The 19,542-nt window shown below is 60.8% G+C and carries 24 protein-coding genes; 18 read left to right on the plus strand and 6 right to left on the minus strand.

The window, feature by feature from the left end; genetic code table 11:
• The first annotated feature begins 29 nt into the window (after positions 1–29).
• Positions 30–1,055, plus strand: coding sequence for a lipase secretion chaperone (locus KZ772_RS00345; protein ID WP_290537937.1), 1,026 nt, complete (start codon positions 30–32; stop codon positions 1,053–1,055).
• A 122-nt stretch (positions 1,056–1,177) separates the two neighbouring features.
• On the opposite strand, the gene KZ772_RS00350 is transcribed toward KZ772_RS00345, so the two are convergent.
• Complete coding sequence (locus KZ772_RS00350; protein ID WP_290537938.1) at positions 1,178–1,693, minus strand: outer membrane beta-barrel protein; 516 nt, start codon at positions 1,691–1,693, stop codon at positions 1,178–1,180.
• Positions 1,694–1,799: 106 nt separating this feature from the next.
• On the opposite strand from KZ772_RS00350, the gene KZ772_RS00355 reads away from it, so the two are divergent.
• Positions 1,800–2,405: an HAD family hydrolase gene (locus tag KZ772_RS00355; RefSeq protein WP_290537939.1), complete on the plus strand. Its 606-nt coding sequence runs from the start codon at positions 1,800–1,802 to the stop codon at positions 2,403–2,405.
• Here KZ772_RS00355 and KZ772_RS00360 read toward each other — a convergent pair.
• Positions 2,380–2,823 (minus strand): alanine:cation symporter family protein, encoded by a 444-nt coding sequence (locus KZ772_RS00360; protein ID WP_290537940.1) that lies wholly within the window; start codon positions 2,821–2,823, stop codon positions 2,380–2,382. The genes KZ772_RS00355 and KZ772_RS00360 overlap by 26 nt on opposite strands.
• A gap of 81 nt (positions 2,824–2,904) precedes the next feature.
• Here KZ772_RS00360 and KZ772_RS00365 point away from each other — a divergent pair, with 81 nt between their 5' ends.
• Positions 2,905–3,366, plus strand: a complete 462-nt coding sequence (locus tag KZ772_RS00365; RefSeq protein WP_290537941.1) for a lipase secretion chaperone — start codon at positions 2,905–2,907, stop codon at positions 3,364–3,366.
• 122 nt (positions 3,367–3,488) lie between these two features.
• Here the strand turns inward: KZ772_RS00365 and KZ772_RS00370 are convergent, their stop codons facing one another.
• The gene (locus KZ772_RS00370) at positions 3,489–3,875 is read right to left on the minus strand and encodes an outer membrane beta-barrel protein (RefSeq protein WP_290537942.1); all 387 of its coding nucleotides are present in this window, start codon (positions 3,873–3,875) and stop codon (positions 3,489–3,491) included.
• Between the two features lie 68 nt (positions 3,876–3,943).
• Between KZ772_RS00370 and KZ772_RS00375 the strand changes: the two genes are divergently transcribed.
• The gene (locus KZ772_RS00375) at positions 3,944–4,537 is read left to right on the plus strand and encodes an HAD family hydrolase (protein WP_290537943.1); all 594 of its coding nucleotides are present in this window, start codon (positions 3,944–3,946) and stop codon (positions 4,535–4,537) included.
• Here the strand turns inward: KZ772_RS00375 and KZ772_RS00380 are convergent.
• Positions 4,512–5,888, minus strand: coding sequence for an alanine/glycine:cation symporter family protein (locus KZ772_RS00380; RefSeq protein ID WP_290537944.1), 1,377 nt, complete (start codon positions 5,886–5,888; stop codon positions 4,512–4,514). The two genes, KZ772_RS00375 and KZ772_RS00380, sit on opposite strands and share 26 nt — an antisense overlap.
• Before the next feature lie 120 nt (positions 5,889–6,008).
• Here KZ772_RS00380 and KZ772_RS00385 point away from each other — a divergent pair, with 120 nt between their 5' ends.
• Positions 6,009–7,337, plus strand: coding sequence for an SLC13 family permease (locus tag KZ772_RS00385; RefSeq protein ID WP_290537945.1), 1,329 nt, complete (start codon positions 6,009–6,011; stop codon positions 7,335–7,337).
• Between the two features lie 159 nt (positions 7,338–7,496).
• Complete coding sequence (locus KZ772_RS00390) at positions 7,497–8,369, plus strand: TraB/GumN family protein (protein WP_290537946.1); 873 nt, start codon at positions 7,497–7,499, stop codon at positions 8,367–8,369.
• Here KZ772_RS00390 and KZ772_RS00395 read toward each other — a convergent pair.
• Positions 8,350–8,589 (minus strand): hypothetical protein, encoded by a 240-nt coding sequence (locus KZ772_RS00395; protein WP_290537947.1) that lies wholly within the window; start codon positions 8,587–8,589, stop codon positions 8,350–8,352. The two genes, KZ772_RS00390 and KZ772_RS00395, sit on opposite strands and share 20 nt — an antisense overlap.
• A gap of 207 nt (positions 8,590–8,796) precedes the next feature.
• Here KZ772_RS00395 and zigA point away from each other — a divergent pair, with 207 nt between their 5' ends.
• The 12 genes from zigA (at position 8,797) to KZ772_RS00455 (ending at position 18,822) form a co-directional block, all read left to right on the plus strand.
• On the plus strand, positions 8,797–10,020 hold the full coding sequence (gene zigA, locus KZ772_RS00400) for a zinc metallochaperone GTPase ZigA (RefSeq protein WP_290539504.1): 1,224 nt from the start codon (positions 8,797–8,799) through the stop codon (positions 10,018–10,020).
• On the plus strand, positions 10,017–10,646 hold the full coding sequence (locus KZ772_RS00405; RefSeq protein ID WP_290537948.1) for a DUF1826 domain-containing protein: 630 nt from the start codon (positions 10,017–10,019) through the stop codon (positions 10,644–10,646). Before zigA ends, KZ772_RS00405 begins: the two co-directional genes overlap by 4 nt.
• 7 nt (positions 10,647–10,653) lie before the next feature.
• Positions 10,654–11,112, plus strand: a complete 459-nt coding sequence (locus KZ772_RS00410) for a transcriptional repressor (protein WP_290537949.1) — start codon at positions 10,654–10,656, stop codon at positions 11,110–11,112.
• Between the two features lie 374 nt (positions 11,113–11,486).
• Positions 11,487–11,891: a MerC domain-containing protein gene (locus KZ772_RS00415; RefSeq protein ID WP_290537950.1), complete on the plus strand. Its 405-nt coding sequence runs from the start codon at positions 11,487–11,489 to the stop codon at positions 11,889–11,891.
• Positions 11,869–12,390, plus strand: a complete 522-nt coding sequence (locus KZ772_RS00420; protein ID WP_290537951.1) for a DUF2796 domain-containing protein — start codon at positions 11,869–11,871, stop codon at positions 12,388–12,390. The genes KZ772_RS00415 and KZ772_RS00420 overlap by 23 nt, the downstream gene beginning before the upstream one ends.
• Positions 12,391–12,392: 2 nt before the next feature.
• The gene (locus KZ772_RS00425; protein ID WP_290537952.1) at positions 12,393–13,109 is read left to right on the plus strand and encodes an ABC transporter ATP-binding protein; all 717 of its coding nucleotides are present in this window, start codon (positions 12,393–12,395) and stop codon (positions 13,107–13,109) included.
• Positions 13,040–14,005, plus strand: a complete 966-nt coding sequence (locus KZ772_RS00430; protein WP_290537953.1) for an ABC transporter permease — start codon at positions 13,040–13,042, stop codon at positions 14,003–14,005. Before KZ772_RS00425 ends, KZ772_RS00430 begins: the two co-directional genes overlap by 70 nt.
• Positions 13,927–14,373: a DUF2796 domain-containing protein gene (locus KZ772_RS00435; protein WP_290537954.1), complete on the plus strand. Its 447-nt coding sequence runs from the start codon at positions 13,927–13,929 to the stop codon at positions 14,371–14,373. Before KZ772_RS00430 ends, KZ772_RS00435 begins: the two co-directional genes overlap by 79 nt.
• Before the next feature lie 2 nt (positions 14,374–14,375).
• On the plus strand, positions 14,376–15,122 hold the full coding sequence (locus KZ772_RS00440) for an ABC transporter ATP-binding protein (protein WP_290537955.1): 747 nt from the start codon (positions 14,376–14,378) through the stop codon (positions 15,120–15,122).
• Entirely contained in the window at positions 15,065–16,303 is a 1,239-nt protein-coding gene (locus KZ772_RS00445; RefSeq protein ID WP_290537956.1) for an ABC transporter permease, read from the plus strand. Before KZ772_RS00440 ends, KZ772_RS00445 begins: the two co-directional genes overlap by 58 nt.
• A 1-nt stretch (position 16,304) precedes the next feature.
• Positions 16,305–16,838: a DUF3299 domain-containing protein gene (locus KZ772_RS00450; RefSeq protein WP_290537957.1), complete on the plus strand. Its 534-nt coding sequence runs from the start codon at positions 16,305–16,307 to the stop codon at positions 16,836–16,838.
• A gap of 394 nt (positions 16,839–17,232) precedes the next feature.
• Positions 17,233–18,822, plus strand: coding sequence for an ABC-F family ATPase (locus tag KZ772_RS00455; protein ID WP_290537958.1), 1,590 nt, complete (start codon positions 17,233–17,235; stop codon positions 18,820–18,822).
• 102 nt (positions 18,823–18,924) lie between these two features.
• Here KZ772_RS00455 and KZ772_RS00460 read toward each other — a convergent pair whose 3' ends face one another.
• Positions 18,925–19,515: an N-acetyltransferase gene (locus tag KZ772_RS00460; protein WP_290537959.1), complete on the minus strand. Its 591-nt coding sequence runs from the start codon at positions 19,513–19,515 to the stop codon at positions 18,925–18,927.
• Positions 19,516–19,542: the final 27 nt, after the last annotated feature.

A 19,542-nucleotide genomic window follows, 5' to 3' on the forward strand; every position in this document is an offset into this window, starting at 1 on the left:
ACCCAAAGAACAACAAAAAGGGGATAACCATGGAAAAACGCTATCTTGTGGGTTTAGTGCTGCTTGTATTAATGGCGGCATTACTGATCTGGGGCTTGCCGGGAGCATCTGAGCAGGACAGCTCGGCAGATACGGCAACGGACACCGCCGGCACCAGGGTGTCTGAGCCTGCACGTCCAGGACTGGCTGACACCGCTGGCTACGATCATTATCGCCAGCGGGCCAGCGAATTGGGTCCGATGCCGACCTCCTTGAGCGGCACTAGTGTGGACGGAGGCCTGCAGGTCTCTGCCACTGGTGATCTGCTGATCAATCCGGCTATTCGCCAGGTGTTTGATTATTTTCTGACGGCGCTGGGTGAAGAATCCCTGGAGGATATTCAGGCCCGTCTGGCGGGGTATCTGTCAGACCAATTGCCTCCGCAGGCTGCGCGACAGGCCTGGGCGCTTTACGAGCAATACATGGCCCTGCGCAACGCCATGGAGCAATTGCCGGAACACGATGGCAGCGTCACGGCCATGCGTGCGGCCATTAGCCAGCGCCATGATATGCAGCAGGCCTATCTGGGGCCGGAAGTGGCTGATGCCTTCTACGGGCTGGACATGACCTACGACCGTTACATGATCGAACGGCAGGCATTACTTGAGGATGACGACCTGTCGCCTGCCGAGCGCGAGCAACAGCTGGCCAACCTTGAGCAGAGTTTGCCCCAGGGCATGCAGCAGATGCTTCATGACACCCGCGCGCCAGTAAAACTGGAACAGCGTACCCAGGCACTGCGAGAGCAGGGTGCCAGTGAGGCGGAGATCAGGGCATTACGGGAACAGACTTTCGGGGCCCAGGCCGCGGAGCGCTTCGAGGCGTTGGAGCAGCAACGGCAAGAATGGGATCAGCGCTACGGGGCGTATCGTCAGCAACGCGAGCAGCTGATCAACAGTGGCCTGTCACACACGGATCAACAGGTGGCTCTGGCCCGGCTGCAGCAACAGCTGTTTGAAGAGAACGAGTTGGCCCGGGTGCAGGCCCTGGACCGGATGCATGCCCAGACACCCTGACCGGTTACCCGCAGGGACTTGCTTGCAAGCGAACCTCTGAAAAACGTCATTTCTCATGTGGGAAGCGATGCAAGTATCGCTTCCCACAGAGCGTCAGGACGGTTGGGAATTTTTATAGGCCCCTAGAAGTGGTAACGCAAACCTGCGCCGACCATGTCTACGCCCGCATCGTTATCGAAATGCACGAACTCACCATAAAAGTACAGCTTGTCGAGCAGGTCCACGGTGGCACCGACCCCGCCGAAGGCATCCGTGGATGAGTCGTCATCGTCTCCGGCGGCATTGCGGATATCGAAGTCCGTATCCGCTACCCCGGCCTTGCCGTACAGGCCCACCGGACCCAGTTCGAAACTCAGCAGCCCCGCCAGGGTGACAGCGCCACCTTCGATTTTGGTGCCGTTGTCCGCTTCCTGTTCACCGAAATCATAGTAGCCCACTTCCGCGCCGATCAGTTCGATGGGACGCCAGCCAAGAAACAGGGCGCCGGTGGTGTCGTCGTCGTCAAAATCCACGTTGTCGATCTTTTCATCCACGGAGGCGTTGTAAAGACCGCCACCGATATATATCCCGCCGGCACTGGCGAGCGGCACCAGTGACAACAAGGTCAGGCCGGTGAGTGCTTGTCCAAAGCGTTTCATAAACATCACTCCCTAATGAATCAGAATGCCAGTATCACCCAGATTTTGTGTGGTGGATAGCGGCCCTTGTTGCCGGCTTCACGCTTGAGCGGGGTACACTACGTTGATGAAAATACCTGACTCTGCGGCCCTGTCATCGATACAGGGACTGATCTTCGATCTGGATGGCACCCTGGTGGATTCGCGTCTGGACTTTACCGCCATCCGCCGCGAACTGGCCTGCCCGGATGGGGTGGGTGTGCTGGAATATATTGCGTCACTGCCTGAACAGGCGCGCCAGGCTGCGGAGCAGATTGTTCTGGAACATGAACGTCGCGGCGCCGAGCGGGCGGAATGGATGCCTGGTGCCCGCGACTGCCTTCAGTATTGCGAACGCCGTAACCTGCCCACCGCCATTCTTACCCGTAATGCCCGGGAAGTGGCGGACCTGACCCTGTCCCGTCTGGGCATCCGGGTGGACATGTTGCTGGCGCGAGAGGATTGCCCGCCAAAGCCGGCGCCGGATGGTCTGCTGCATATCGCCAACGCCTGGGGCCTGCCTCCTGGCAACGTGGTCTACGTGGGAGACTTCATCTATGACCTGCAGGCCGCCCGTCGGGCTGAAATGATCAGCTGTTTCTACGATCCTCAAAAAACCGGCAAGTATCAGGCAGAAACGGACTGGCACCTTACCGGTTTCGACCAGCTTACTGAGGTGCTTGCGACGACTTGAGGTAACGTCGCGCTGCCTGATTCACCTTCGGTGCCAGCAGCAGGGCAGAGGTCATGGTCGGGATCGCCATCAGCGCGTACATGGAGTCGATCAGGCTAACCACCAGTTTCAGCGATGCCACCGCGCCCAGTACCACCAGTACCAGATACCACCAGATGTAATGGTGCTGGTATTTTGCGCCGATCAGAAAGCCCAGGCATTTGCTGCCGTAGTACCAGAAAGTAAAGACAGTACTCAGGCTCAGCAGAGAGACCAGCACCGCCAGAATGATCCCGCCACCGTGGGGAAAGAGGTCGCTGAAGGCGTTGGCGGTGAGGGTAACACCGTTGCTTTCACCGCTTTGCCAGACGCCGCTGATCAGAATCACCAGGGCGGTGCAGGTGCACACGATCAGCGTATCGATTACCGGCCCCAGCATGGCCACCATACCCAGATTTTGTGTGGTGGATAGCGGCCCTTGTTGCCGGCTTCACGCTTGAGGCAAGGGTACACTACGTTGATGAAAATACTGACCTACGACCGTTACATGATCGAACGGCAGGCATTACTTGAGGATGACGACCTGTCGCCTGCCGAGCGCGAGCAACAGCTGGCCAACCTTGAGCAGAGTTTGCCCCAGGGCATGCAGCAGATGCTTCATGACACCCGCGCGCCAGTAAAACTGGAACAGCGTACCCAGGCACTGCGAGAGCAGGGTGCCAGTGAGGCGGAGATCAGGGCATTACGGGAACAGACTTTCGGGGCCCAGGCCGCGGAGCGCTTCGAGGCGTTGGAGCAGCAACGGCAAGAATGGGATCAGCGCTACGGGGCGTATCGTCAGCAACGCGAGCAGCTGATCAACAGTGGCCTGTCACACACGGATCAACAGGTGGCTCTGGCCCGGCTGCAGCAACAGCTGTTTGAAGAGAACGAGTTGGCCCGGGTGCAGGCCCTGGACCGGATGCATGCCCAGACACCCTGACCGGTTACCCGCAGGGACTTGCTTGCAAGCGAACCTCTGAAAAACGTCATTTCTCATGTGGGAAGCGATGCAAGTATCGCTTCCCACAGAGCGTCAGGACGGTTGGGAATTTTTATAGGCCCCTAGAAGTGGTAACGCAAACCTGCGCCGACCATGTCTACGCCCGCATCGTTATCGAAATGCACGAACTCACCATAAAAGTACAGCTTGTCGAGCAGGTCCACGGTGGCACCGACCCCGCCGAAGGCATCCGTGGATGAGTCGTCATCGTCTCCGGCGGCATTGCGGATATCGAAGTCCGTATCCGCTACCCCGGCCTTGCCGTACAGGCCCACCGGACCCAGTTCGAAACTCAGCAGCCCCGCCAGGGTGACAGCGCCACCTTCGATTTTGGTGCCGTTGTCCGCTTCCTGTTCACCGAAATCATAGTAGCCCACTTCCGCGCCGATCAGTTCGATGGGACGCCAGCCAAGAAACAGGGCGCCGGTGGTGTAGAATGCCAGTATCACCCAGATTTTGTGTGGTGGATAGCGGCCCTTGTTGCCGGCTTCACGCTTGAGCGGGGTACACTACGTTGATGAAAATACCTGACTCTGCGGCCCTGTCATCGATACAGGGACTGATCTTCGATCTGGATGGCACCCTGGTGGATTCGCGTCTGGACTTTACCGCCATCCGCCGCGAACTGGCCTGCCCGGATGGGGTGGGTGTGCTGGAATATATTGCGTCACTGCCTGAACAGGCGCGCCAGGCTGCGGAGCAGATTGTTCTGGAACATGAACGTCGCGGCGCCGAGCGGGCGGAATGGATGCCTGGTGCCCGCGACTGCCTTCAGTATTGCGAACGCCGTAACCTGCCCACCGCCATTCTTACCCGTAATGCCCGGGAAGTGGCGGACCTGACCCTGTCCCGTCTGGGCATCCGGGTGGACATGTTGCTGGCGCGAGAGGATTGCCCGCCAAAGCCGGCGCCGGATGGTCTGCTGCATATCGCCAACGCCTGGGGCCTGCCTCCTGGCAACGTGGTCTACGTGGGAGACTTCATCTATGACCTGCAGGCCGCCCGTCGGGCTGAAATGATCAGCTGTTTCTACGATCCTCAAAAAACCGGCAAGTATCAGGCAGAAACGACCGGTTTCGACCAGCTTACTGAGGTGCTTGCGACGACTTGAGGTAACGTCGCGCTGCCTGATTCACCTTCGGTGCCAGCAGCAGGGCAGAGGTCATGGTCGGGATCGCCATCAGCGCGTACATGGAGTCGATCAGGCTAACCACCAGTTTCAGCGATGCCACCGCGCCCAGTACCACCAGTACCAGATACCACCAGATGTAATGGTGCTGGTATTTTGCGCCGATCAGAAAGCCCAGGCATTTGCTGCCGTAGTACCAGAAAGTAAAGACAGTACTCAGGCTCAGCAGAGAGACCAGCACCGCCAGAATGATCCCGCCACCGTGGGGAAAGAGGTCGCTGAAGGCGTTGGCGGTGAGGGTAACACCGTTGCTTTCACCGCTTTGCCAGACGCCGCTGATCAGAATCACCAGGGCGGTGCAGGTGCACACGATCAGCGTATCGATTACCGGCCCCAGCATGGCCACCATACCTTCACGGATAGGCTCCTTGGTCTGGGCGGCGCCATGGGCCATGGCTTCGGTACCGATGCCGGCTTCGTTGGAAAACGCGGCCCGGCGGATGCCGGTAATAATCACGGTGCCTACCACGCCGCCGGCCACGGCATTGCCGCTGAAAGCGTCCTCGAAAATCATTACAAAAGCGGCGGGGATTTCGCCTGCATGGCTGATCAGCACCACAGCGGTAAGCAGCAGATAGCCCGCCACCATGGTCGGTACCAGCATGCCGGTAACCCGGCCCAGCCGGGGCAGTTTGCCCAGCGCCACCACCATCACCACCAGCGCGAGCCCCAGGCCAACCATCAGGTCAAACGTGAAGTGGGCATCATCGCTGGCCAGGCCGGCGGGAATCGCCAGGGTGTCGCGCAGCACCTGTACCAGTTGGTTGATCTGGAAGATCGGCATAGTGCCCAGCAGCCCTGCCACGGCAAAGAAATAGGCCAGCGGCAGCCACTTTTTCCCCAGCCCTTCGCGCACCACATACATGGGGCCACCTTGCCACTGGCCCTCGCTGTCCTGGCCGCGGAACATTACCGCCAGGGTGCAGGTATAGAACTTGGTGGCGATACCGACAAGGGCGCTGATCCACATCCAGAAAATCGCGCCGGGTCCGCCCATGGCGATGGCAATGGCCACCCCGGACACATTGCCCATGCCCAGAGTGCCGGACAGGGCGGTGCTCAGTGCCTGGAAATGGGAAAGTTGCCCGGGATCATCGTGGTCCGGTTTACGCCACAGCAGGCGCACGCTTTGCGGCAGGTAGCGGTAGGGTAGCAGGCGGGAATAAAGCAGGAAGAACAGACCGCCGCCCACCAGCAGGACTACCAGCGGTGGCCCCCAGAGAAAACCGACAACCTGACCCATGGCCGTTTCGAGTTGTTTAATCGTATCCATGGGGCCTAACCCTAGCATGCCGGTACTGTGAGGTCAGGGAGAGGTTGTTCCAGTGTGGACACTGGTTATTACCGCAGGCAGTACGTAAGCTCGGGCTGAACCGGCAACAGAATAACAACCATGCGATTCCTGCTGATTGCCATGGCCGTTGTGGCCGCTGTAATGGCATACCATCTGCCTGCTGACCCCAAAATCGGAGCCGGGTTGGCCCTGTTTGTGCTGATCGGCCTGCTGTGGCTCAGTGAAGCCATTCCGCTCACGTTTACCGCGCTGCTGGTGCCGGTGCTTGGCGTGGGTCTGGGATTGGCGGACCTGGATCGCGCGCTGGCCGGCTTTGCCCATCCCGTCGTGGCACTGTTTCTGGGAGGCTTTGCCCTGGCGGCGGCGCTGGGTGAGCACGGTATTGATCGTTGGCTGGCGCAACGATTGCTCACCCTTGCCGGGGGCAGGGCGTTGCCAGCGGCGTTATTGCTGGCGGTGACCACAGCACTGCTGTCCATGTGGATCAGCAATACGGCTACCACTGCCATGCTGTTACCCATCGCCCTGGGTTTGTCTGCCCCCCTGGCCGACAGTCATCCCCGTTACCGGATATTTCTGCTGCTGGCCCTGGCCTGGTCCGCCAATATCGGCGGCATGGCCACCCTGGTGGGCAGTCCCCCCAATGCCATTGCGGCAGCGGCGCTGGGTTGGTCATTCAACGACTGGCTGGCTGTGGGTATCCCGGCGTTTCTGTTGCTGTTTCCGCTGGCCCTGCTGGTGCTGTTTTACACCACCCGCCCGGAAGCCAATCTGCCAAGAGTGGATGTGAAAACCATCCTGCCTTTCCCGACCACCCCCGGCGCGATAATGACGCTGGCAATTTTTCTGCTGACGGTGGGGTTGTGGGTTTTCGGTGCACCGCTGGGGGACAGGTTGGGCATTGAAACATCCTTTGATAGCTGGGTGGCCTGCATGGCCATTGTCCTGCTGGGGATTAGCCGTTGCGTGAGCTGGCAGCATATTGAAGCGCATGCGAACTGGGGCGTATTGCTGTTGTTTGGAGGCGGGATCACGCTGTCCATGCTGCTGCAGAGTTCCGGTACCAGTGCCTGGCTGGCAGACGGTATCAGTCAGGTGCTACCTGGTGGTCAGCCCTGGCTGGTGTATCTGGTTATCGCATCCTTCGTGATCTTTCTCACCGAGCTGGCCAGCAATACCGCCAGTGCCGCCCTGCTGGTGCCGCTGCTGATGCCGGTGGCCTCTTCGGTGGGCGCCGACCCGGTCACTGTTGCCCTGCTGGTAGCGTTTGCCGCCAGTTGCGCCTTCATGCTACCCGTGGCCACACCGCCCAATGCCATGGTCTACGGCAGCGGACATGTCCCACAGAGGACCATGATTCGTGCCGGTATCGTACTGAATCTGATCGCCGCCGGGGCGCTTGGCGGGTTGTTGCCTTTGCTGCAATAACGTGACTTTCCGGTTCGCCAGCCCGGGTTTCTTGCAAAGCATCCTCGTATTCGAACCGTTGGAGAATAACCCCGGCATCCTGGGTCGCATCAATCTTTCTTTTTCACCGCAAGCTGACCACACTGGAAGAAAACAATGGGGGTTGTGATGGGGTTATCGATGATTCGACGGTTTGCGGTGCTGGTGGTTGTGCTGTCTCTGGCGCCCTGGCTTCAGGCGGATCCGGTCTGGGAAGTCAGCAAGGATGGCAAACGTATCCGGCTGGGGGCCACCGTGCATTTCCTGCGTCCGACGGATCTGCCGCCACCGGCCGCCATGCAGCAGGCCTTTGAGCAGGCGGGGCAGGTGTATCTGGAATCCAATTTGTCCGAGTCGGCCACGCCGGCGTTTTCCCGGCGACTGACGCAGATGATGATGCAGCCGTCCGGGCGCACCCTGAAAGATGATCTGTCGGCTCCGGTCTGGCGGCAATTGCAGGATTACTCCGCCCAGGCCAATTTTCCGCTGGTCACCTATCAGGGCTTCAAGCCGGCCATGGTCTCCATGGCCATGACCGTCCATGAGTTGGGCCGCCAGGGCTTTGGCCGGGGGGTGGACGAATTTTATTTCACCCGGGCCAACCAGCAGGGCAAGACACTGGGTTTTCTGGAATCCAGCGATACCCTGCTGTCCTTCATGGCGCAGCTTAATGAAGAGGACAGCGACGCCCTGATCGAGTCCTCCCTGGAAGGCATCGAGCACATGGATGGCATGATGGAAGAGGCAATCAGCGCCTGGCGAAAAGGCGATATGGATGCCCTCTACACCTTGCTGGGTGCCGATGAAATGGAGACCGAATACCCAGGTATCTACCGGAACCTGATTATCGAGCGTAATCGCCAGTGGTATCCAAAAATCCAGCAGGCCATGACCAAAGGCACACCGAACCTGGTGCTGGTCGGGGCCCTGCATCTGGGTGGTCCGGACAGCCTGCGGGTGATGTTCAAGGATGCGGGCTACCAGGTGGAGCCTTTCAACGCCGGTTCCGAGTAGGGGATTCAGCAAGCTCGTCCAGAGCCCGGGCGAACCAGGCCCGGGTCTGTCGCCTGTGGGTCTCTCCGTACAGAGCGATAAATTTCCGGGTCATGTAGTCATCGGGATTTTCCAGCGCCGCCAGGCGCTGGTGTATGAAGGTTTCTGTCAGAACCAGTCCGCAAGCCTCAGTAATGCAATGCCGCCATTCGCCATAGCTGGCAGGAATCGGGAATGCCATGGGCGTGATTTCCGTTGCTGTGATTGTGTCCATCTATTGTTATGTTATAACATAACTTAACAGGAGGCCATCATGTCGGACGTGCTCAGTGACAAGGCCCTGCTGGCCATGCCCGAGGCGGATTACATGAATGCCGCCCAGCAGCCTGTTAAACCCGGCTGGAAGCCAACGAAAGACATTATGCCCATTCACGAACTGGATGATTTCATGACTACCCAGCAAGCTGCTCCCGCGCGCCAGCTACCCGTTACCGTGTTGTCGGGTTTTCTTGGCGCGGGGAAAACCACCGTCCTCAATCATATTCTCAACAACCGTGCCGGCCTGCGGGTGGCAGTGATCGTCAACGACATGAGCGAGATCAATATCGATGCGGCGCTGGTCAGCAATGAGGTGTCACTGAACCGCGCCGAAGAAAAGCTGGTGGAAATGAGCAACGGCTGCATCTGCTGCACGCTCCGCGAAGACCTGTTGCTGGAAGTGACCCGGCTGTCCCGTGAAAGGCGCTTTGATTATCTGGTGATCGAGTCCACCGGCATTTCCGAGCCACTACCGGTGGCGGAAACGTTCACCTTCGAAGACGAAAACGGCGACAGCCTGTCCACGGTAGCGCGGCTGGATACCATGGTCACCGTGGTGGATGCGGTGAATTTCCTGCGCGACTACCGCAGTGCCCGCACCCTGCAGGAAGAGGGCGAAAGCCTGGGTGAGGAGGATCAGCGCAACGTGGTGGACCTGCTGGTGGAGCAGGTGGAATTCTGCGATGTGTTGCTGATCAGTAAAACCGACCTGGTCAGCGATGCCGAGCTGGACACGCTCACCGCCACCTTGCGGCTGCTCAATCCGGAAGCACGCATTATCCCCATCAAGCACGGCATGGTTCCCCTGGACGCAGTGCTGGATACCGGCCTGTTCGACTTTGAAAAAGCCCAGCAGGCGCCGGGCTGGCTCAAGGAAATGCGTGGCGAACACTTGCCGGAAAGCGAGGAATACGGCATCAGCAGTTTCAGCTATGAAGCCCGCCGCCCCTTCCATCCGCAGCGGTTCTGGGACTTTCTGCAACAGCCCTGGCCCTACGGCACGCTGCTGCGCTCCAAGGGGTTCTTCTGGTTGGCCAGTCGCCCGCAATTTGCCGGTAACTGGAGCCAGGCCGGGGAGATTGCCCACCATGGTCCCGCCGGCCTATTCTGGAAAACCGTACCGGACCAGCACTGGCCCACGGACCCGGAATACCGCGCCATGATCATGGAAAAGTGGCAGGAACCCTTCGGCGACATGCGCCAGGAACTGGTCTTCATCGGCCACAACCTGCAACCGGAAGCCACCCGCAATGCGCTGGATGCCTGTCTGCTCACGGAAGAGGAGATGCTCGCCGGCAAGGAATTATGGCAGCAACTTGACGACCCGTTCCCACAATGGGAGATGGCCGGATGATGGGTGCAAAGACATTGCCCAAGGCCTATGCCGCACCGGGCCTGGTGATGCGCGATGACGCCGGGGTGCTCGCCGATGTGATGTTGGACCCGGTGCAGGTGGCGGTGTGGGATCGCCATAGCCCGCTGGATCAGCAGGTCGTGCAACTGGCCTGCAGGGAGAAACTGGCGGTAAAAAGCTGGCTGGATGTGGCCGATCTGCCAGCCTCCATGATGCGTTCCCTGCCAGGGGATGATTTCGCGCCACTGCGTGAGGACCTGGCGTTGCTGGCGGACATGATGGCTTGTCTGTTCGGTGCCACTGGTGTGGGGCTGCGGGTGACGGCCCTGGAAAAGCCCATGTGCCCGCGCTTCCATGTGGATCGTATTCCCGTGCGCCTGCTGTGTACCTATGGCGGCCCGGGTAGCCAGTGGCTGCCGGCCCCGTCGGTGCCTGCCGGTCTGCTGGTGCCGGGTGTTGAGCAGAAGGGCCGCTATGCGGCTGATAGCGTGCAACAACTGGAGGCCGGCCAGGTAGCCCTGTTCAAAGGCGACACCTGGCGGGATAATCCGGGCACGGGCGTGGTCCACCGGTCCCCGCCCGTGTCTCCCGGTCAGCAACGCCTGCTGGTCACACTGGATATATAGGACTGTCATGAACCGCACTGACCAGATTCTCGCCAGCGCCGAACAGCATTGCCGCGAGCAGGGCGTGCGCATGACTCCTCAGCGTCGTCAGGTGATGGCGTTGCTGCTGGCCCAGTCCGGTCCACAAAGTGCCTACCAGCTACTGGATCAGTTCAAGGCCCAGTACCAGAGCAACGCCCAGCCGCCCACCATCTACCGGGCGCTGGAGTTTCTGGTGCAACAGGGGCTCGCCCACCGGCTCAGCTCCACCAACCAGTATCTGGCCTGCGATCACATCACCTGCCATCACGGTCATCAGGGCACGGTGTTCCTGCTCTGTGACGATTGCGGTGCCGTGCAGGAAACCCCCATGGCCGGGGCGGCCATCAGTGAGTTGCAGCACAGCCTCAACAGCCTGGGATTCGTGACTCAGCAGAACCCCTTGCTGGAAGTGCATGGCCGTTGTGCGAACTGCAACGTGGGTTAAATACAGGTAACACGCGTTTATAAAACCCCTATGGCGATAGCGAACGCACGATGGTTTGCAATCTCTGCCGTAGGAGCGGCGCTGGCGGCGCGATCAAAACCAGTTTCAAGTTCAAAGTTGCAACGCGGGAAAGTCCGGGGACATACGAGACTTTTGATTGCCGCGCTTCAAGGTTGATTTCGCGATACGAGCATCGCTTCCCACAGGGAAATAACAGGCTCTGGGTCGTTTCAGGGCGATGTGGGAAGCGATGCTTGCTATCGCGAGTATCACAATCAAACGCGGGCTCGGTGCTTATCGTTATCTGCCGGGCTTTCCCGCGTTGTAGCTTGCAGCTTGAAGCTTGCTGCTTTTTTGAAAACCGGGAGACAACCATGTCACGTTTACGTCTGGACCAGGCGGCCATCGCCCTGTCCGGTTTGTGTATGATTCATTGTGTGGCCAGCGTCGCCGGGCTGTTTGCCATTGGCTTGCTGTCGGTGGTTGGTGGTGTGGATGAGCTGTTCCATCAGGCACTGCTGGCGCTCATTGTGCCGGTCAGTGTGCTCGCCATGGTGGTTGGCTATCGCCGGCATCGTCGGCGTCGGGTGTTGTTGCCTGGCCTGGTGGCGCTGGCCGTACTGTGCCTGCTGACTATCTTCGAAGCGGCACTGCACGACACCCTGTGGGAACCGCTGCTCACCAGCCTGGTCGGAATCTGTCTGGTTGCCACCCATGTGGCTAACATCCGGGCCTGCAAGGAATGTGAGAGTCACCATGAAGAAATTCGTACTGCTTGAGAGCCTGGCCGGGTTATTGCTGTTGGCGGGCAATCCGGCTGTCGCCGCCGAGGTGCATCAACACGGCCTGGCCGAGGCGGCGGTGGTGGTGGAAGGGCAAAGCCTCACCGTCAGTTTCCGCGCGCCGCTGATGGATATTCTCGGCACCGAACAGCCGCCAGTGGATGCCGCCGCCCGGGTCCGTTACGAGGATCGTCTGAAACAGGTAAGCGAACCGCAGCCGTCCGGCCCTGCCGACTGCACTCTCAGCCATGAAACCCGCACCGGAGTAGCAGCGCTGTTTCCGGATAGCCCTCAGCACGACCATGATCATAGCCATCATGCGGACGTGGAAGCGGAATGGACCTTCCAGTGTCAGTCCCCGGACAAGCTCACCGATGTCACGCTGCCGTTTCTGGCTACCTTTTCCGGCCTGACCACCGAGGTGATCCTGTTATTGCCGGACGGGCAGGGCGCACTGCGCCTGGCGCCCGGCGACACCCGTATTCCCCTGGAGTAACCGTGGTTCTTGAACTGGATAACCTGCGTTATCAGCACCCGGGACAAGCCCGGCCCTTTATTCATATCGACCACTTTGCCCTGCAGGCCGGTGAGCGGGTGCTGCTCCATGGCCCCAGCGGCTGCGGCAAAAGTACCCTGTTGTCGCTGGTAACCGGGATTCGCCCGGCCCGCGACGGTAATATCCGGGTGTCCGGCAAACCGTTTTCCTCCCTGTCGCAACGACGCCGGGACGCTTTTCGGGCGGACCATATCGGTGTCATCTTCCAGGCCTTCAATCTGCTGCCGTATCTGAATGCGGTGGATAACGTCTGCCTGAGTGCCGGCTTTTCCCGGCGACGCTGCGAGCGCGAAGGGGCCAGCAGCAACAAGCAGCGCAGGATCGCCGCCCAAGAGCTGCTCACCCGCCTAGGGCTGGATGCGGCCCCCTCGGCCCTGCCGGCCTGGCAGTTGTCGTTCGGGCAGCAGCAGCGGGTGGCCGCCGCCCGCGCCCTGTTCGGCAAGCCGGATCTGATCATCGCCGATGAGCCTACCTCCGCCCTGGATGCCGATAGCCGCGATACCCTGCTGGCGTTGCTCTGCGAGCAATGCGAACAGGCCGGCAGCGCCTTGCTGATGGTCAGCCACGACAGCCAGGTGGCGGACCGATCGTGGGCATCGAGCGTCTGCGTCATCAGGTGCGTGCCAACTTCGCCAGCACCGTGTCCGGCATCGATTTGATCGTCAGCGCCCGTGGCGGCCCCATGAATATCCTGCTGTACAGCGTGTTCCGGCTCAGTGACCCCACCGCCGGTATTCGCTGGCAAACCGTAGAGCATCTGGCTGAACATCCGGATGTGAAATGGTGGATTCCCATCGCCTTGGGCGATTCCCATCGTGGTTTTCCGGTGGTGGCCACCAACAACAGTTATCTGGCTCACTACCGTTACGGGCGCGATCAGGCCCTGTCCCTGGCCCGCGGAGAATGGTTTGCCGGGGCGGATCAGGTGGTGCTGGGCAGCGCGGTGGCGCAGCGTCTCGGTTATCGGCTCGGTGACGATATGGTGCTGGCCCATGGTGCCAGTGGCCCGGCCATTATCGAGCACGACAATCATCCCTTTACCGTGGTGGGCATACTGGCGCCTACCGGCACCCCGGTGGATCAGAGCGTGCATATCTCCCTGGCCGGCATGGCCGCCATCCACAGCGGTGGCCAATTTCGTTCCGGGTTGCCGCCCCGACCCGGGCAGCAGTCGGACACCCCGGGTTCCGTGAATGCGGTGATGCTCGGCCTGGAGCGCCGCACCGCCGTGCTCAGCCTGCAGCGGGAACTGTCCCGTTATAAGGCAGAGCCACTCAGCGCCATTATTCCCGGTGTCCAACTGCAGCGGCTGTGGCGGATGACGGCGGTGGGGGAAAACGCCCTGCGGGCCACCTCCATGGCCGTGTTGCTGGTGGCCCTGCTGGTGCTGGTGTCCACTATCCTTGCGGCTCTGGAAGGGCGCCGCCACGAACTGGCGGTGCTGCGCGCCGCCGGTGCTGGGCGGCTTGCCGTCAGGTGCATCAACACGGCCTGGCCGAGGCGGCGGTGGTGGTGGAAGGGCAAAGCCTCACCGTCAGTTTCCGCGCGCCGCTGATGGATATTCTCGGCACCGAACAGCCGCCAGTGGATGCCGCCGCCCGGGTCCGTTACGAGGATCGTCTGAAACAGGTAAGCGAACCGCAGCCGTCCGGCCCTGCCGACTGCACTCTCAGCCATGAAACCCGCACCGGAGTAGCAGCGCTGTTTCCGGATAGCCCTCAGCACGACCATGATCATAGCCATCATGCGGACGTGGAAGCGGAATGGACCTTCCAGTGTCAGTCCCCGGACAAGCTCACCGATGTCACGCTGCCGTTTCTGGCTACCTTTTCCGGCCTGACCACCGAGGTGATCCTGTTATTGCCGGACGGGCAGGGCGCACTGCGCCTGGCGCCCGGCGACACCCGTATTCCCCTGGAGTAACCGTGGTTCTTGAACTGGATAACCTGCGTTATCAGCACCCGGGACAAGCCCGGCCCTTTATTCATATCGACCACTTTGCCCTGCAGGCCGGTGAGCGGGTGCTGCTCCATGGCCCCAGCGGCTGCGGCAAAAGTACCCTGTTGTCGCTGGTAACCGGGATTCGCCCGGCCCGCGACGGTAATATCCGGGTGTCCGGCAAACCGTTTTCCTCCCTGTCGCAACGACGCCGGGACGCTTTTCGGGCGGACCATATCGGTGTCATCTTCCAGGCCTTCAATCTGCTGCCGTATCTGAATGCGGTGGATAACGTCTGCCTGAGTGCCGGCTTTTCCCGGCGACGCTGCGAGCGCGAAGGGGCCAGCAGCAACAAGCAGCGCAGGATCGCCGCCCAAGAGCTGCTCACCCGCCTAGGGCTGGATGCGGCCCCCTCGGCCCTGCCGGCCTGGCAGTTGTCGTTCGGGCAGCAGCAGCGGGTGGCCGCCGCCCGCGCCCTGTTCGGCAAGCCGGATCTGATCATCGCCGATGAGCCTACCTCCGCCCTGGATGCCGATAGCCGCGATACCCTGCTGGCGTTGCTCTGCGAGCAATGCGAACAGGCCGGCAGCGCCTTGCTGATGGTCAGCCACGACAGCCAGGTGGCGGACTTTTCATCGCAGCGTGGCGTTTTCCGCGCTGAACGGGGGAGAGCATCATGCTGCCTAGGATCATTCTCGCCTCCCTGCGTACCCGTAAAACCTCCGCGTCCCTGATCGTGGTGGCCATCGCCCTGAGCCTGGTGATGATCGTGGGCATCGAGCGTCTGCGTCATCAGGTGCGTGCCAACTTCGCCAGCACCGTGTCCGGCATCGATTTGATCGTCAGCGCCCGTGGCGGCCCCATGAATATCCTGCTGTACAGCGTGTTCCGGCTCAGTGACCCCACCGCCGGTATTCGCTGGCAAACCGTAGAGCATCTGGCTGAACATCCGGATGTGAAATGGTGGATTCCCATCGCCTTGGGCGATTCCCATCGTGGTTTTCCGGTGGTGGCCACCAACAACAGTTATCTGGCTCACTACCGTTACGGGCGCGATCAGGCCCTGTCCCTGGCCCGCGGAGAATGGTTTGCCGGGGCGGATCAGGTGGTGCTGGGCAGCGCGGTGGCGCAGCGTCTCGGTTATCGGCTCGGTGACGATATGGTGCTGGCCCATGGTGCCAGTGGCCCGGCCATTATCGAGCACGACAATCATCCCTTTACCGTGGTGGGCATACTGGCGCCTACCGGCACCCCGGTGGATCAGAGCGTGCATATCTCCCTGGCCGGCATGGCCGCCATCCACAGCGGTGGCCAATTTCGTTCCGGGTTGCCGCCCCGACCCGGGCAGCAGTCGGACACCCCGGGTTCCGTGAATGCGGTGATGCTCGGCCTGGAGCGCCGCACCGCCGTGCTCAGCCTGCAGCGGGAACTGTCCCGTTATAAGGCAGAGCCACTCAGCGCCATTATTCCCGGTGTCCAACTGCAGCGGCTGTGGCGGATGACGGCGGTGGGGGAAAACGCCCTGCGGGCCACCTCCATGGCCGTGTTGCTGGTGGCCCTGCTGGTGCTGGTGTCCACTATCCTTGCGGCTCTGGAAGGGCGCCGCCACGAACTGGCGGTGCTGCGCGCCGCCGGTGCTGGGCGGCTTGCCGTCTATGGGGTGATTGTCGGTGAGAGCCTGTGCCTGACGGTGATCGGCAGCCTGCTGGGGCTGACGCTGCTGTTTGTGGCACAGTGGGCGCTGGCGCCGCTGGCCCTGGCGGAATGGTCCCTGCGCCTGCCGGACAGTTTCCTGTCCCTGCGGGAATTGCCTACCCTGGCGGCGATACTGCTGGCCGGTTCCCTGGCCGGCCTGATTCCGGCGGAAAAGGCCTTCCGCAACAGCCTGGCCGATGGCCTGACCCCGAGGAACTGACATGCGTACCCTGATCATCCTTCTCTGCCTGCTGGTCAGCCTGCCTACCTGGGCGGCCCGCGAACTGGAATGGGACGACCTGGTCCCCGCCGACTACGACGCCAATGCGGTGTACGAGCAACTGTTCAGCAAGATCTATGGCGATAAACCGCCGGAAGACGTGGACGATGGCGACGCCCGTGGCGAGCAGATGATGGATGCTATCGACAAGGCCTGGCGCGAAGCGCCCTTGAAGGCTGAGCTGGATAACACCGTCGTGCGTCTGCCCGGCTATGGCGTGCCACTGGACGGCGACGAGGAATACGTGCGTGAATTCCTGCTGGTGCCGTACTTCGGCGCCTGCATCCATACACCCCCGCCGCCGCGCAACCAGATCATCCTGGTGAAGATGAAAGGGCAGGGTGTGCCCCTGGACCTGGTGTTCGAGGCCCTGTGGCTGGAGGGTAACCTCAAGGTGTCCAGCCAGGACACCGAATACGGCACTGCCGGCTATGTACTGGAAGGCGAATCCGCCGAGCTATTCACTGGCTACTAGCACCGTTCCTCTGCCCTGATCTTCCCCGTAAGTTGCACTGAGCCTAAGGCGAACTGCACCATCCGGCGCCGCAAGGGTAGGGTGGATTAGGCCGAAGGCCGTAATCCACCATCATAGGATCCGACGTCCGGGGTGGTGGCTGCCGAACGGCATTACGCACCGCTTCATCGTTCCACCGTTCCAATCGTTGGAGCTTTGCTCGCAAAGCGAAGAGGCAACGCCCACCGGTGTTTGCTAGCCTTCGCTTTGCGAGCAAAGCTCCAACGGCATTTCAGCCGCGTAATGCCCCCTGTCCCGAAGGCCCACCCTGTGCGACAATGCGCGCGCTTCGCGCACTCCGCCGCCGCTGACGCCTGTCAGCTGCGCTTTTCGCTTTTCCAACCGGTACAAAAAATTGCTCACAACCGCCAACCTCACCATGCAGTTCGGTGCCAAGCCGCTGTTCGAAAACGTGTCCGTGAAATTCGGCAATGGCAACCGCTACGGCCTGATCGGCGCTAACGGCTGCGGCAAATCCACGCTGATGAAGATCCTCGGCGGTGACCTGGAGCCGTCCGCCGGCAATGTGTCCAAGGACCCGGACGAGCGCATCGGCAAGCTGCGCCAGGATCAGTTCGCCTACGAGAAATACTCGGTGGTGGACACCGTGATCATGGGCAACGAAGAGTTGTGGAAGATCAAGGAAGAGCGCGACGGCATCTATGCCAAGGCGGAAATGAGTGAGGAAGACGGCATCCGCGCCGGCGAGCTGGAAGCGGAATTTGCCGAGCTGGACGGCTACACTGCCGAATCCCGCGCCGGGGAATTGTTGCTGGGGCTGGATATTCCGGTGGAGCAGCACTTCGGCCCCATGAGCGAAATCGCTCCGGGCTGGAAACTGCGTGTGCTGCTGGCCCAGGCCCTGTTCGCCGACCCGGAAATCATGTTGCTGGACGAGCCCACCAACAACCTGGACATCAACACCATCCGCTGGCTGGAAGATGTGCTCAACCAGCGCCAGTGCACCATGATCATCATTTCCCACGATCGCCACTTCCTGAACAGTGTCTGCACCCACATGGCGGATCTGGATTATGGCGAGGTGCGCCTCTACCCGGGCAACTATGATGAATACATGACTGCGGCTACCCAGGCCCGTGAGCGCCTGCATGCGGACAACGCCAAGAAGAAACAGCAGATCGCCGAGCTGAAAACCTTTGTCAGCCGCTTCAGCGCCAACGCCTCCAAATCCAAGCAGGCCACCAGCCGCGCCAAGCAGATCGACAAGATCAAGCTGGATGAAGTGAAACCCTCCAGCCGCCAGAACCCCTACATCATTTTCGAGCAGGACAAGAAACTATTCCGTAATGCCCTGGAAGTGAAAGGGTTGGCCAAGTCCTTCGACCAGGAACTGTTCTCCGGTCTGGACCTGCGTGTGGAAGTGGGCGAGCGCATCGCCATCATCGGTCCCAACGGCATCGGCAAATCCACTCTGCTGCGCTGTCTGGTGGGGGATCTGGAGCCCACCGCCGGGGAAGTGAAATGGTCCGAAAACAGTGAGCTGGGTTACTACGCCCAGGATCACGCCCACGACTTCGCCGATGATATGGACCTGTTCGCCTGGATGAACCAGTGGGGGCAGGAGAAGGACGACGAGCAGGTGATTCGTGGCACCCTGGGCCGGTTGCTGTTTTCCCAGAAAGACATCGGCAAATCCGTGAAGGTGATCTCCGGGGGAGAGCAGGGGCGCATGCTGTTCGGCAAGATCATGCTGCAGCGACCCAACATCCTGCTGCTGGATGAGCCCACCAACCATATGGACATGGAATCCATCGAGTCACTGAACCTGGCGCTGGAAAACTACCCGGGGACCTTGTTGTTCGTCAGCCACGACCGGGAATTCGTGTCTTCCCTGGCCACCCGGATTATCGAAATCACCCCCACCGGTATCGTCGATTTCCACGGCAGCTATGACGATTACCTGAAAAGTCAGGGTGTGGGCTGATTCCAGCGTTTCCAGCGTTTTCCTCCGTTGGAGCCATGCTCGCATTGCGAAGAGCCTGATGATCGCTCTTCGCTTTGCCAGCACAGCTCCAACAACGCTTCGCTAGCGGTTTCCTCGCACCATCGCCCAGTGCTGTACCTCCGTCCCCGGCATCGGCGCTTCATGTACCACCTCAAACCCGAAACGCCGGTACAGCGAGACATTGTTCGGGTTATGGGTGTCCAGATAGGCTGGCAATCCTTCCCGGTCCAACCGTTCCAGCGTCGGCTCCAACAGCCGTGTGGCCAGGCCCCGGCCCTGCTGCTGCGGATCAATCCCCAGCAATAACAGGTAGGCATGGGGCTTTTGCATCAGCTCGTCATGCACCTTCTGCATGGCGTCTCCGGCATCCAGCTGCCGTTTCACCGCCGCCGGACCCTGCCGCAACATGGGCAGGGCACCAAAGCGCACCATATCCAGCACACTGCGATGCAGCGCCCGGGACGGCAGCCACACGGCTGCGCCGTCTATCGTCCCCGGCGTGGTGCAGATTTCTCCCCGATGATGGGCGTGGCGAGTCAGAAAGTGGAAGGTATGGAGTGACAGCGCCAGACGGCGTTGGTCATCCGGGAAGAAATAGGAAAAAAGCGGATCACGATAAAACGCCCGGCTGAGGACCCGGGCGATGGCATTGATGTCTGGGTGGATTGGCATAGCGGGCTTTCGTCGGATTGTTTGATG

Source organism: Alcanivorax sp. (assembly GCF_019431375.1).
GTDB lineage: Bacteria > Pseudomonadota > Gammaproteobacteria > Pseudomonadales > Alcanivoracaceae > Alcanivorax > Alcanivorax jadensis_A.

Excerpts from the sequence above, each read along its gene's own strand:
- zigA (WP_290539504.1), top strand. The coding sequence starts at position 8,797 with ATGACTACCCAGCAAGCTGCTCCCGCGCGCCAGCTACCCGTTACCGTG.
- KZ772_RS00355 (WP_290537939.1), top strand. The coding sequence starts at position 1,800 with ATGAAAATACCTGACTCTGCGGCCCTGTCATCGATACAGGGACTGATC.
- KZ772_RS00405 (WP_290537948.1), top strand. The coding sequence starts at position 10,017 with ATGATGGGTGCAAAGACATTGCCCAAGGCCTATGCCGCACCGGGCCTG.
- KZ772_RS00415 (WP_290537950.1), top strand. The coding sequence starts at position 11,487 with ATGTCACGTTTACGTCTGGACCAGGCGGCCATCGCCCTGTCCGGTTTG.
- KZ772_RS00365 (WP_290537941.1), top strand. The coding sequence starts at position 2,905 with ATGAAAATACTGACCTACGACCGTTACATGATCGAACGGCAGGCATTA.
- KZ772_RS00460 (WP_290537959.1), bottom strand. The coding sequence starts at position 19,515 with ATGCCAATCCACCCAGACATCAATGCCATCGCCCGGGTCCTCAGCCGG.
- KZ772_RS00410 (WP_290537949.1), top strand. The coding sequence starts at position 10,654 with ATGAACCGCACTGACCAGATTCTCGCCAGCGCCGAACAGCATTGCCGC.
- KZ772_RS00360 (WP_290537940.1), bottom strand. The coding sequence starts at position 2,823 with ATGCTGGGGCCGGTAATCGATACGCTGATCGTGTGCACCTGCACCGCC.
- KZ772_RS00385 (WP_290537945.1), top strand. The coding sequence starts at position 6,009 with ATGCGATTCCTGCTGATTGCCATGGCCGTTGTGGCCGCTGTAATGGCA.
- KZ772_RS00350 (WP_290537938.1), bottom strand. The coding sequence starts at position 1,693 with ATGAAACGCTTTGGACAAGCACTCACCGGCCTGACCTTGTTGTCACTG.
- KZ772_RS00450 (WP_290537957.1), top strand. The coding sequence starts at position 16,305 with ATGCGTACCCTGATCATCCTTCTCTGCCTGCTGGTCAGCCTGCCTACC.
- KZ772_RS00395 (WP_290537947.1), bottom strand. The coding sequence starts at position 8,589 with ATGGCATTCCCGATTCCTGCCAGCTATGGCGAATGGCGGCATTGCATT.
- KZ772_RS00420 (WP_290537951.1), top strand. The coding sequence starts at position 11,869 with ATGAAGAAATTCGTACTGCTTGAGAGCCTGGCCGGGTTATTGCTGTTG.
- KZ772_RS00345 (WP_290537937.1), top strand. The coding sequence starts at position 30 with ATGGAAAAACGCTATCTTGTGGGTTTAGTGCTGCTTGTATTAATGGCG.
- KZ772_RS00445 (WP_290537956.1), top strand. The coding sequence starts at position 15,065 with ATGCTGCCTAGGATCATTCTCGCCTCCCTGCGTACCCGTAAAACCTCC.
- KZ772_RS00375 (WP_290537943.1), top strand. The coding sequence starts at position 3,944 with ATGAAAATACCTGACTCTGCGGCCCTGTCATCGATACAGGGACTGATC.
- KZ772_RS00390 (WP_290537946.1), top strand. The coding sequence starts at position 7,497 with ATGATTCGACGGTTTGCGGTGCTGGTGGTTGTGCTGTCTCTGGCGCCC.
- KZ772_RS00380 (WP_290537944.1), bottom strand. The coding sequence starts at position 5,888 with ATGGATACGATTAAACAACTCGAAACGGCCATGGGTCAGGTTGTCGGT.